We start from the raw sequence: 12,383 nt of genomic DNA, 5'->3' as shown, positions 1-12,383 counted from the left end.
TTAGCAACGGACCGTGGCATTGCCTTCGGTCAGGGGCTCAGCCCGGATGCCCGATGCCCGGAACGCGATTCGAAGCCGCGTGGCGGTTTGCCTCGCCTCGTCTCGGCCGGCCCGACCCTGCGCCCGCTGGATCGAGCCCTGCGCCGGTCAGGCGCGGCGCTTCATGGCCGCTGTTTCGATGCCGCGCGGTCCATCAGGTGCGCAAGCTCGCCCATGATCCCGCGGCGGAAGGCCAGCACGCAGATCACGAAGATCAGGCCGGTGACCATGGTGACGGATTCGCCCAGGGTGCTGAACCAGGTCACGTGGGTCAGCTCCGCGAGCAGGCTGCCGAACTCGCCGATCTTGTTCTCCAGCAGCACCACCACGGCCGAGCCGACGATGGGGCCGGACAGCGTGCCCAGGCCGCCCACCAGCGTCATCAGGATGACCTGGCCCGAGGCGCTCCAATGCACGTCCGACAGCGTGGCAAAGCCCAGCACCAGCGTCTTGAGCGAACCGGCCAGGCCCGACAGCGCGGCCGAGATCACGAAGGCCAGCAGCTTGAAGCGCCCCACGTCGTAGCCCAGCGAGAGCGCGCGCGGTTCGTTCTCCTTGATGCCCTTGAGCACCTGGCCGAAGGGCGAATGGATGGTGCGCACGATCAGCAGGCAGCCCATCACCACCAGCACCAGCGTCACGTAGTACATGGTCAGGTCGTTCTGCAGGTCGAGCCAGCCGAAGAGCTTGCCGCGCGGCACGCCCTGCAGCCCGTCCTCGCCGCCGGTGAAGCGCGCCTGCAGACACAGGAAATACACCATCTGCGCGAGCGCCAGCGTGATCATCGAGAAATAGATGCCCTGGCGCCGGATGGCCAGCAACCCGAACACCCAGCCCAGCACGCCGCCGGTGAGCGTGCCCAGTACGAGGCCCAGCTCGGGCGTCAGGCCCCAGGCTTTCAGCGAATGCCCCGTGATGTAGGCCGAGAAGCCCAGGAAGGCGGCATGCCCGAAGGACAGCAGGCCGGTGTAGCCCAGCAGCAGGTTGAAGGCGCAGGCGAACAGTGCAAAGCACATCAGCTTCATCACGAACACCGGGTAGGCGCCCATGAAGGGTGCAAGCACCAGGCCGAGCAGCAGCAAGGCGTAGAGGGCGAGGGTCAGCTTCTTCATGGTCAATCAGCGCAGGCGTGTTCTCTTACTTTTCTTTGCCGAACAGGCCGGCGGGGCGGATCAGCAGCACGATGGCCATGATGACGAAAACAACGGTGGAAGAGGCCTCGGGGTAGAAGACCTTGGTCAGGCCCTCGATGACGCCCAGCCCCAGCCCGGTGAGGATGGCGCCCATGATCGAGCCCATGCCGCCGATCACCACCACCGCGAAGACCACGATGATCAGGTTCTGGCCCATCAGCGGCGAGACCTGGATCACCGGCGCGGCCAGCACGCCGGCAAAGGCCGCCAGCGCCACGCCGAAGCCGTAGGTCAGCGTGATCATCAGCGGCACGTTGACGCCGAAGGCCTCGACCAGGCGCGGGTTCTCGGTGCCCGCGCGCAGGTAGGCGCCGATGCGTGTCTTCTCGATCACGAACCAGGTGGCGAAGCACACGACCAGCGAGGCCAGCACCACCCAGGCGCGGTAGTTGGGCAGCACCATGAAGCCCAGGTCGGTTGCGCTGGCCAACTGGTCGGGCGCGTCGTAGGCCAGGCCCGAGACGCCATAGGCCGAGCGCAGGATGCCCTCGATCAGCAGGGTCAGGCCCAGCGTGAGCAGCAGGCCATAGAGGTGGTCGAGCTTGTAGATCCAGCGCAGCAGCAGGCGCTCGATCACCACGCCGAGCAGGCCGATGATCAGCGGCGCCGCCAGCAGCATCACCCAGTAGTTGATCTCGAAATAGTTCATCGCCATCCACGCCAGCACGGCGCCCAGCATGAACAGGGCACCGTGCGCGAAGTTGATGACGTTGAGCAGTCCGAAGATCACCGCCAGCCCGAGGCTCAGGATGGCATAGAAGGAGCCGTTGACCAGCCCCAGAAGGAGCTGGCTCAGCAAGGCGGGCATCGAGATCTGCATGGGGCTGCTGCTGCGGGTTCGGTTCAGGTAGGGCTCATTTCCAGAGCGCGCACTTGCTCTCGGCCTTGGTCGTATAGACCTGCTCGCCAGGCAGCGCCTTGATGACCTTCAGGTAGTCCCAGGGCTGCTTGGATTCGGCGGGACTCTTGGCCTGCACCAGGTACATGTCATGCACGAAGCGGCCGTCGGCGCGGATCATGCCCTTGCCGTAGAAGTCGTTGATCGGCGTCTTCTTGAGCTGTTCCATCACCTTGTCGGCATCGGTGGTCTTGGCGGCTTCCACGGCCTTGAGGTAGTTGGTGGCGGCCGAGTAGTCGGCAGCCTGCACATCGGTGGGCATGCGTTTGGTTTTCTCGAAGAAGCGCTTGGCCCACTTGCGGGTGTCGTCGTTCAGGTCCCAGTACCAGCTCGTGGTGTGCAGCAGGCCCGCGGTGTTCTTCAGGCCCAGGCTGTGGATGTCCGACAGGAACGCCAGCAGGCCGGCGACCTTCATCGACTTGTCGATGCCGAACTCCTTGGCTGCCTTGATCGAGTTGACGGTGTCGCCGCCCGCGTTGGCCAGGCCCAGGATCTGCGCCTTGGAGTTCTGCGCCTGCAGCAGGAAGGACGAGAAGTCGCTGGCGTTGATCGGCGTGCGCACCGAGCCGACCACCGTGCCGCCCTTTTCCTTGATGATCTTTGTCGTATCGGCTTCCAGCGCATGGCCGAAGGCATAGTCGGCCGTCAGGAAGAACCAGCTCTTGCCGCCCTGGTCGACCACCGCCGCGCCCGTGCCCTTGGCCAGGGCCACCGTGTCAAAGGCGTAGTGCACGGTGTAGGGGCTGCACTGTTCGTTGGTCAATGCAGCGGAGCCGGCGCCGTTGTTGAAGTACACACGCTTCTTTTCCAGTGCCACCTTGGCCATGGCCAGCGCAGCGCCGGAGTTGGTGCCACCGAACACCATGGTCAGGCCCGCGGTGTCGATCCATTCGCGCGCCTTGGACGCGGCGATGTCGGCCTTGTTCTGGTGGTCGGCCACCAGCAGCTCGATGGGCTGGCCCAGCACCTTGCCGCCGAAGTCGTCGATGGCCATCTGGATCGCCACAGCGCCGTTCTTGCCCTCCACGTCGGAGTACAGGCTCGACATGTCGGTGATCAGACCGATCTTGACCTGGGCCTGCGCGGCCGAAGCCAGCGCGAGCGCGCCGACCGCCAGCGCAATCGCGCCGAGTTGCTTCTTCTTCATGCCTGTCTCCTTCTGGAAGTGATGATGAGGATGGTTGCGAGGGGATTGCGTGTGTGAACGGAGGGCGAGGCCGGCTCAGACGCCGAGCAGCTCGTTGAGCACTTCGGCCTTGGTCTGCAGCTCGTGGGCGCCGAAGCGCTCCACGATGCGTCCGTGCTCCATCACATAGAAGCGGTCGGCCAGCGGCGCGGCAAAGCGGAAGTTCTGCTCCACCATCACCACCGTGTAGCCCTTGGCCCGCAGCATGGTGATCATGCGCGCCAGCGCCTGCACGATCACCGGCGCCAGCCCCTCCGAAATCTCATCGAGCAGCAGCAGCCGCGCGCCCGTGCGCAGGATGCGCGCCACCGCCAGCATCTGCTGCTCACCCCCGGATAGCCGCGTGCCCTGGCTGTGGCGCCGCTCGGCCAGGTTGGGGAACATGGCGTAGATCTCATCGACGCTCATGCCGCCATCGCTGCCCTTGAGGGCCGGCGGCAGCATCAGGTTCTCCTCGGCAGAAAGGCTGGCGAAGATGCCCCGCTCTTCCGGGCAGTAGCCGATGCCAAAGTGCGCGATGCGGTGCGTGGGCAGCCCGACGGTCTCGTGCCCATGCACCTTGATGCTGCCCTTGCGCGAACCCGTCAGCCCCATGATGGCGCGCAGCGTGCTCGTGCGCCCGGCGCCGTTGCGCCCCAGCAGCGTCACCACCTCGCCGGGCTGCACCACCATGTCCACGCCATGCAGCACATGCGATTCACCGTACCAGGCGTGAAGGTCCTTGATTTCGAGGGCGGGTGCCGACATTCAATGTGCCCCTTGCAACTGGCCTTCGGTGGTGCCCATGTAGGCCTCCATCACCTGCGGGTTCTTCGAGACTTCGCCGTACGGCCCTTCGGCCAGCACGGCGCCGCGCTGCAGCACGGTGATGGTGTCGGCGATGGTGGAGACCACGCTCATGTTGTGCTCCACCATCAGGATGGTGCGCCCGGCCGACACGCGCTTGATCAGCTGCGCCACGCGGTGCACGTCCTCGTGGCCCATGCCCTGGGTGGGCTCATCGAGCAGCATCAGCTCGGGCTCCATCGCCAGGGTGGTGGCGATCTCCAGCGCGCGCTTGCGGCCGTAGGGCAGGTTCACGGTCTGCTCGTGGGCCAGCTCGGCCAGGCCCACTTCGGCCAGCAGCTCCATGGCGCGGCCATGCAGCGGCGCCAGCGATTTCTCGCTCTTCCAGAAGTGGTAGCAGGTGCCCAGTGCGCGCTGCAGGCCCAGGCGTACGTTCTCCAGCACGCTCAGGTGCGGGAACACGGCCGAGATCTGGAAGGAGCGGATGATGCCGCGCCGCGCGATCTGGGCCGGGCGCTCGCCGGTGATGTCCACGCCGTTGAAGACGATGCTGCCCGAGGTGGGCTCCAGGAACTTGGTCAGCAGGTTGAAGCAGGTGGTCTTGCCGGCGCCGTTGGGGCCGATGAGCGCGTGGATGGAGCCGCGCTGCACCTTCAGATCCACCTTGCTCACGGCTGTGAAGCCCTTGAATTCCTTGGTGAGCTGGCGGGTTTCGAGGATGACGTCGCTCATCGAGCGCCCTCCGCCACGTTCTTGCGCTGCGGGATCAGCGACCGGATCTCTTCAGACGCATTGGCGAACCTGACCTTCCCGTCCTTGACCACGCCCAGCACCAGCATGTTCTGGCTGACCGCTTCGTGGTCTTCGCGGCTGAACGGCTTCTGGTGCACGGTCACCATGCCGCGCACGGGCTCGTTGAGGTTCTCCAGCGCATCCCGCATGGTCAGCGGCGTCAGCGGGGTGCGTTGAGTCCGCAACTGCCCGATCGCGCGGATGACCAGTTGCATGGCGTCATAGGCCTGCGCCGCGCACATGGCGCACGGAACGCGGTCGGTGCCGAGTTCGCGCGTCACATTGCGCAGGAAGGCCTGACGGTCGAAGTTGTGCTGCCCGTCCTGGATGAAGGTCTGCGCGGTCAGGGCGCCGTCTGCGGCCGCGCCCGCGGCCGACAGGTGGTTGCCGAAGCCTACGGTCCAGGGCCCGATGTGAGGGATCTTCCATTTCATGTCGGCGCGCGCCTGCGAGATGAGGGCGTTTTCCGGCCCGGTGGTATAGGTGAACAGCACATCCACGCCGGCAGCCCGTGCGCGCTCCATGTGCGGCCGCAGGTCCTTGATGCCGGTGGGGAAGCGCTCCATGTGCGCCACTTGCAGCTTGTGCTTCGCAAGTTCCGCTTCGAGATCCTTGCGTCCGAATTCGCCATAGCCGCTGGTGTCTGCCATCAGGCCCACGCGCTGCCAGCCGTTCTTGAGGATCACTTTGACCATGAATGCGACCTGCTGAACATCGGGCACGGCGGTTCTAAAAATAAAGTTCTGGTCCGAGGCCGGTGGCGCAAATTTGTTTGCAATCAGGGAGCCAGTGGCCACGGGCACGATCAAAGGCACCTTGGCATCCTGGTAAATACCGATGGAAGCCGTTGCGACGCCCGTATTGCAGTAGCCGATGGTCACGAGGACCTTCTCCTTAATGATCTCCGCGGCGACCTTTTTTCCAGTCTCAGGGTCCGCACGGTCATCTCTCTCGACGAGTTCGACAGGTTGCCCAAGCAATCCCCCCACGCTGTTTAATTCCCGAACGATCATTCGCATGGCCGCGCGTACGCTCAATCCCATATCGGCCGATCCTCCTTCGAATGGGCAATTCATGCCGATCCGGATCGGTTCAGTGGTCGTTGCGCCGAATGCTGTGCCTGCGAATGCCACGCAAATTGTGGCGATGAGAGACCTGATCATCATGTTCTCCCCGCTGAGTAAGAATGTAAGAAGAAAAACTCAGAATTGCTCCGGCATCAGGGCAAAACTGCTTTGCACAAATGCAATCCACAAATGTGTGATCACGATTGGGCTTGCCCTGAAATACGCGGTGACGGGCTGCTGTTTGCAGCGCCGGGTGGATGCGCGGGAATACCCGCGGTCGGACGGTCGGTTCAGTTCAGACCGGGGTGCACCGAGGCGGGGGGGAGCGCGAGTGCTTCCAAACGGTGCGGCAGGATTGCCGTGGACTGGGCTGGCACATGATGGTCGGACCCAATGGCTCAGTCATCGAGGAAGCGCAGTTCCTGGCTGTCACCCATCAGGAAGTCGCGGTTGATTTCCACGGTCTGGCGCAGGTAATCCCACAGCACGCGGATGCGGGCGATTTCGCGCTGCTCCTTGTGGGCAATGAGCCAGAAAGTTCGCACCAGCGAGGCTTCGTCGGGCAAAACCGGCAGAAGGTCGGCGCATGGGGTGGCCAGAAAGCACGGAAGAATGGCCAGTGCCTTGCCCCGCCGTGCGGCATTCAATTGCGCAATGATGCTGGTGCTGCGCAGACGCACGAGCGCGCCCGGTGCGAGTTTTTCGACGTACCGGAGTTCGTCGCTGTAAGACAATTCGTCCACATAGGCGATCAGCCGATGATGAGAAATATCCGCGACCGATTTGATGGGCGGATGGCTGGCCAGGTAATTGGGCGTTGCGTAAAGCCGAAGCCGGTAATCCGACAATTTGGAGGCCACGTAAAAGCCGGCCGTCGGGCGGTCCACGCTGATTGCCAGGTCGGCCTCCCGCTTGGAAAGGTTGATGCACCGCGGCATCGAAAGAACATCCACGCGGATTTGCGGATGCCTTTCGCAGAAATCGCAAAGATGGGGCGTGAGGAAAAAGCTGCCGAATCCTTCGGTGGCGCCCAGCCTGATCTTGCCGATCAGCGTCTTGTTGTCGTGGCCAACCTGTGATTCGACCATCGACAAGCTGTTCTCGATCGCCTCGACCGAGCGCAGAAGCTGGCGCCCGGCATGGGTCAGCACATGGCCCTGGGAGTTCCTGCCGAACAATTGGGTGCCGAGCTCGCGCTCGAGGATTTTCAGGCGCCTGGTGACCGTGGAATGGTCCAGGGACAGCGAAGCCGACGCCTCCACGGCCGAGTTGTGGCGCGCAACGGCAAGAAAAACCCGCAAATTGTCCCAATTGGAATTCAGCATGCCTCGGCTCGACTGGTTTCGGAATTTCCGCACCTCGCGCCTTCGCAGGAGTTCCCATTGCGCACTGGCGCCTCATTCCGCCCCGGTCACCGGGCTTGGGTCGCTTTCGTCGCAAAACTGCCGGACCTCCAACGTCAGCAGAGACCGCTTCGCCCGCAAATATTCTTTGTTCTGGGTGGCGTCGCCGGTGGGTCAGACTCTAGACGCAACCCAGGCCCTGGCCGGGCCTCGCGGCCGGGCTGAGTGCCCAGCAATTTGCCTTTCAGCGGCAATCTTTGGCACTTCGTTAAATCAATTTGTGTCATTTCTTCGAAGCGCCCATCCGGATGTAACGGAACGGCGGGGCCGTTTCCGTGTGCGGAATGCAGCGCTTGCTGCAGCAGAAGTGCCATCCGCTTAAAAGCAGAACTGACGCTTTCGCACGGCGTCACGCGATCAATATGACGAATTTCGTGCGAAATGTCACACAAAGTAAGCTTGATACTGTTAATCTTTTGTCAATCGCTGCCGGAACGCCCGGTTGCGGCATCCACCCCGCCGGCCGAACAGCAGTGGGCTTGTCTTTGTTTCCCCGCTGTTCGGCTCAAAGAGGTCCTTGTGGCGCTGTACGGAAAATGTTGCGATCACTGCTACCCGGAACGGGTCCGGCGCAGCCTGTGGATGCGGTTCGTCCTGGGCCGCAGGGCCTATCGCTGCGCCTATTGCAAGGCCTCGCTGCTGCTGTCACCGGAGCATGCCGTGGCGCTGCGCATGGAATCGTCCGAGCCCCGCGCGGCCCTCACGGCGCGGGCCGATGAGGCGGCACCGGGCGGGTCTGCACGCTCCTGAGTCGTCCAAGGAAGAGATTGCTGCCAACGCCGCAGCGCCGCGTCCCTCGGGCCCGCTGCAAAAGCGCCCCTTTGAGCGCCCTCGCGCAGGGCCGCGCCGGGCCCGCCTACCCGGAAGTGTGATCTTGTAACAGTGCTCTTCTTCAGTCTCTGCGTGCTTTCGGATTAACGGTCTGAAACAAAATGCAGCAGAACGATTGAGGAGTGCATCTTGTTTGGCCACAACAAGCTGGTGGTGTACGTGGGGCGCAGCAAGTCAGGCCGGTGGCCGGCCGAGGTGTTCATCAAGTTCGCCCGGCAGGCGGCGGCGCAGGCCCAGGTGACCAGTGCGCTGCTGGACGATGGCATGGGTGTCTTCCACATGGTGCAGGGCCCGGCGACGGCGGTGGACCACTTCATGGCCGCGGTCACGCTGTCTCGCCGCCTGCGCCATGTCCGAATCGTGTGCGAAGAGCGCCAGCTGGTGCGGGACTTTCCCAGCGAACCGCTCGTGCATGTCAGCGACCCCTCCTGGCGGCAGCGCATCACCAGCCTGCTTAACGGCGAGCACGTGGAGCGTGAAGATCTGTGGCACTACTGCAAGGGAGTGCTGCACCGCATCGACAACCGCAGCGAAAGCCCGAGCGATCTGGATGCGGACGACGGCGAGTGGCTGGCGTCCTCCTACTGAAGCCGTCAGGCGCAGCTCTCACCCCTGGGCTCAGAGCGCGAAGCGTGCGGTGCCCAGGTTCTTGCCGTTGCGTGACACCACGGCCACCACCTTGGTGCCCGCCGCCACGTTGAAGCTGCCCGTGGCTTCAAGCCGGTCGCCCACGGCCTGCAGCGTCGCTTCCTGCTTCTGCGTGCCGGTCAGCAGCGTCAGCCTGGCGCTCACGCCGGCCACGGGCATGGGCTTGCCGTGGTCGCGCAGGTGCAGCTGCAGGCGGTCGGCCTTGGCCACCAGTTCATAGACCACATGCCTGGCCTCGACCACCACGCCGCCATGCGCGGGCGCCAGGTCGTGGCTGGGGTCGGCCAGGGCGGGCAGGGGGCCGAGGATCGTGGCGGCGAATGCGGCGGCCAGGGCCATGGGGCGGATGCGGGGTGTCATGCGCAGAACTCCTTTGGGGGTTGGGATGGGGTCAGTCGGGAAGGCCGGGCCGCGTTCACAGCGCCTGCGTGTCGTCGGAGGCCTCGACCAGGCGCTGTGCGCTCCTGCGGCCAAAGAGCCAGAACAGGGCGGGCGTGAGGAAGGTGTCGAGCAGGGTGGAGCTGATCAGGCCCGAGAAGATGACGACGGCCACGGGATGCAGCACTTCGGTGCCCGGGCGCTCGGCTTCGAACAGCAGCGGCGCCAGCGCAAAGGCGGTGACCAGCGCGGTCATCAGCACCGGGGAGAGCCGCTCCAGCGAGCCGCGCACGATCATCTTCACGTCGAACTGCTCGCCCTCGAAGCGCATCAGGTTGATGTAGTGGCTGACCTTCAGGATGCCGTTGCGCACCGAGATGCCCGCCAGCGTGATGAAGCCCACCAGCGCGGCCACCGACAGCGGCTGGCCCGACAGCCACAGCCCGATCACCGCACCCACCAGCGCGAGCGGGATATTGGCCATGATGAGCACCGACAGCACCACGGATTGGTAGCGGCTGTAGAGCACCACGAACATCAGGGTCAGCGAGATCAGCGACAGCAGGCCCACCAGGCGCGAGGCTTCCTCCTGGGCCTGGAACTGGCCGCCCAGCGTGATGAAGTAGCCCTCGGGCAGCTTCATGCCGGCCACCGCCGCGCGCATGTCTGCCACCACTTCCGACAGCGCGCGGCCCGACGCATTGGCTTGCAGCACGATGCGCCTGCGCCCGTCGTCGCGGCTCACCTGATTGGGTCCGTCGCCGTCCTCGATGGTGGCGATGCGCGACAGCGGCACATGGCCGTTCGGCGTTTCGATCAGCAACTGGCCCAGGCCTTCGGCGCTGCGGGCGCTTTCGGGCAGGCGCACCACCAGCGCGAAGCGGCGCGCACCCTCGGTCACCTGCGACACGCGCTGGCCTTCCACCAGCCGCTGCAAGGAAGCCAGCACCTGAGGCGCTGACACGCCGTATTGCGCGGCGCGGTCGTAGTCCACATGCACCTTGATCTGCGGCGACAGCACCTGCTTTTCCACCTCCAGGTCGGCCAGGCCGGGGATGCCGGCCAGCCGCCCGCGCAGCAGCTCGGCCTGGCCGCGCAGCACGTCCAGGTCTTCGCCGAAGAGCTTGATCGCGATCTGCGCGCGCACGCCCGAAAGCATGTGGTCGATGCGATGCGAGATGGGCTGCCCGATGCTGATGGCCGCGGGCAGATGCGCGATGCGCCGGCGGATGTCAGCCGTGATCTCGGCCATCGGGCGCTGCAATGCAGCGGCGGGCAGCAGGCCGACGTCCAGCTCGCTCACGTGCACGCCCTCGGCGTGCTCGTCCAGCTCGGCCCGCCCGCTGCGCCGGCCCACGTGCGTGACCTCGGGCACCGCGCGCACCAGGCGCTCGGCCTGGCTGGCCAGGGCCGCGCTCTGTTCCAGCGTCACGCCCGGGTTCAGCCGCATGCCGATCAGCAGGGTGCCTTCATTGAAGGGCGGCAGGAAGGTGGTGGGGAAGAAGGGCACCGCCGCGCCCGCCGCCAGCACGGCCACGGCGGCCGACGCGATGGCGATGCGCGGGCGCCGCAGCACGGCCTGTAGGCCATGGCCGTAGCGCGCCTTCAGCCAGGCCAGCAGCTTCGTGTCGCCGTGATCCAGCCGCCTCATGCGCGGCAGCAGGTAGTAGCTGAGCACGGGCGTCACGGTCACCGACACCAGCAGCGAGGCGAGCGTGGACACGATGAAGGCCACGCCCAGCGGCACGAACAATCGCCCTTCCAGCCCCGGCAGCGCGAACAGCGGAAGGAACACCAGCACGATGATGACCGTGGCGTAGAGGATGGCCGAGCGCACCTCCATCGACGCACGCTTGACCACTTCCAGCGGGTTCAGGCGCCGCATCGGCTGGCGCGCGCGGTCCTCGCGCAGTCGCCGCATGATGTTTTCCACGTCCACCACCGCGTCGTCCACCAGGCCGCCGATGGCGATCGCCAGGCCGCCCAGCGTCATGGTGTTGATGGACATGCCGAACCAGCGGAACACCAGCGCCGTGATGAAGATGGACACCGGGATGGCGGTGAGCGCGATCAGCGTGGGCCGCACGGTGCCCAGGAAGAAGAACAGGATCACGGCCACGAAGACCGAGGCGCCGATCAGCTTGCCCTGCAGGGTGGTGATGGAGACTTCGATGAAGCTGGCCTGCCGGAAGGTGACGCGCGGCGCATCCATGCCCGCGGGCAGCGAGCTTTTCATGCCGGCCAGCGCGTCCTCGATCTGGCCGGTGAGCGCCATGGTGTCGGCCGTGGGCTGTTTCTGAATGCCCAGGATCACGGCGGGCCGACCTTCGAAGCCCGCGTCGCCGCGCTTGATGGCCGCCGCAAAGGCCACCTGCGCCACCTGGTGCAGCAGGATGGGCTGGCCGTTGCGGCTGCCCACGGCCAGCCGGCGCAGGTCGTCCAGGCGCGAGGTGCGGCCCAGGTGGCGGATCAGGTATTCGCGGCCGTTGACTTCGAGAAAGCCGCCCGAGGTGTTGGCCGAAAAGCCCTGCAGCGCGGCTTCGAGCTGCTCGAAGGACACGCCCAGCTGCGCCATCTGCGCGGCCATCGGCTGCACCTGGAACTGCCGCACCTCGCCACCGATGGGGATGACCTGCGCCACGCCGGGCACCGACATCAGGCGCGGGCGCAGCACCCAGTCGGCGTACTCGCGCACGGCCATGGCCGAGATCTTTTCGCCGTCCACCGGAATGGCGATCTGCATGATCTCGCCCATGATGGAGCTGACCGGCCCCATGCGCGGCACCACGCCGTTCGGCAGCCCTTCCTCCATCGCCGACAGGCGCTCCGACACCAGCTGGCGCGCGCGGAAGATCTCGGTGCCCCAGTCGAAGGTGACGTAGAGGAAGGACAGGCCGGCCGAGGACACCGAGCGCACCGTCTCCACGCCGGGCAGGCCGTTCATGCTCGTCTCCAGCGGGAAGGTGATGAGCTGCTCCACCTCTTCGGCGGCCATGCCGCCGGCTTCGGTCATCACCGTCACCGTGGGCTTGTTGAGGTCGGGGAACACGTCCACCGGCGTGCGCGAAAGCGTGAACAGGCCATAGGCCATGGCCGCCAGCGCCACGATGATCACCAGCAGCCTGTTGGCCAGGCTGTGGTCCAGAAGCCACTTGAACATGA

General features: G+C 65.4%; 10 protein-coding genes. 1 reads left to right on the top strand and 9 read right to left on the bottom strand.

Annotated features, from left to right (window positions below):
- Positions 1–161 precede the first annotated feature (161 nt).
- From PGB34_RS00910 to PGB34_RS00880, 7 genes are all read right to left on the bottom strand, one after another.
- Positions 162–1,151, bottom strand: coding sequence for a branched-chain amino acid ABC transporter permease (locus tag PGB34_RS00910; protein WP_271426186.1), 990 nt, complete (start codon positions 1,149–1,151; stop codon positions 162–164).
- A gap of 25 nt (positions 1,152–1,176) precedes the next feature.
- Complete coding sequence (locus PGB34_RS00905; protein ID WP_271426185.1) at positions 1,177–2,052, bottom strand: branched-chain amino acid ABC transporter permease; 876 nt, start codon at positions 2,050–2,052, stop codon at positions 1,177–1,179.
- 34 nt (positions 2,053–2,086) lie between these two features.
- Positions 2,087–3,277: an ABC transporter substrate-binding protein gene (locus PGB34_RS00900; protein ID WP_271426184.1), complete on the bottom strand. Its 1,191-nt coding sequence runs from the start codon at positions 3,275–3,277 to the stop codon at positions 2,087–2,089.
- Positions 3,278–3,352: 75 nt separating this feature from the next.
- Entirely contained in the window at positions 3,353–4,063 is a 711-nt protein-coding gene (locus PGB34_RS00895; RefSeq protein WP_271426183.1) for an ABC transporter ATP-binding protein, read from the bottom strand.
- Positions 4,064–4,834, bottom strand: a complete 771-nt coding sequence (locus PGB34_RS00890; protein ID WP_271426182.1) for an ABC transporter ATP-binding protein — start codon at positions 4,832–4,834, stop codon at positions 4,064–4,066.
- Entirely contained in the window at positions 4,831–6,060 is a 1,230-nt protein-coding gene (locus tag PGB34_RS00885; RefSeq protein ID WP_271426181.1) for an ABC transporter substrate-binding protein, read from the bottom strand. The genes PGB34_RS00890 and PGB34_RS00885 overlap by 4 nt, the downstream gene beginning before the upstream one ends.
- Positions 6,061–6,359: 299 nt before the next feature.
- A complete protein-coding gene (locus PGB34_RS00880; protein ID WP_271426180.1) occupies positions 6,360–7,286 on the bottom strand; it encodes a LysR family transcriptional regulator in 927 nt (308 codons plus the stop codon).
- A 1,038-nt stretch (positions 7,287–8,324) separates the two neighbouring features.
- Here PGB34_RS00880 and PGB34_RS00875 point away from each other — a divergent pair.
- Positions 8,325–8,783: a hypothetical protein gene (locus PGB34_RS00875; RefSeq protein ID WP_271426179.1), complete on the top strand. Its 459-nt coding sequence runs from the start codon at positions 8,325–8,327 to the stop codon at positions 8,781–8,783.
- A 30-nt stretch (positions 8,784–8,813) separates the two neighbouring features.
- Here the strand turns inward: PGB34_RS00875 and PGB34_RS00870 are convergent, their stop codons facing one another.
- Positions 8,814–9,203, bottom strand: a complete 390-nt coding sequence (locus PGB34_RS00870) for a hypothetical protein (protein WP_271426178.1) — start codon at positions 9,201–9,203, stop codon at positions 8,814–8,816.
- A 55-nt stretch (positions 9,204–9,258) separates the two neighbouring features.
- Positions 9,259–12,381 (bottom strand): efflux RND transporter permease subunit, encoded by a 3,123-nt coding sequence (locus tag PGB34_RS00865; RefSeq protein WP_271426177.1) that lies wholly within the window; start codon positions 12,379–12,381, stop codon positions 9,259–9,261.
- Between the last annotated feature and the right edge of the window lie 2 nt (positions 12,382–12,383).

The sequence above is a fragment of the Xenophilus arseniciresistens genome, from assembly GCF_028023875.1.
Classification (GTDB): domain Bacteria; phylum Pseudomonadota; class Gammaproteobacteria; order Burkholderiales; family Burkholderiaceae_C; genus Xenophilus; species Xenophilus arseniciresistens.
This window is presented reverse-complemented; position numbering and strand designations above follow the sequence as displayed.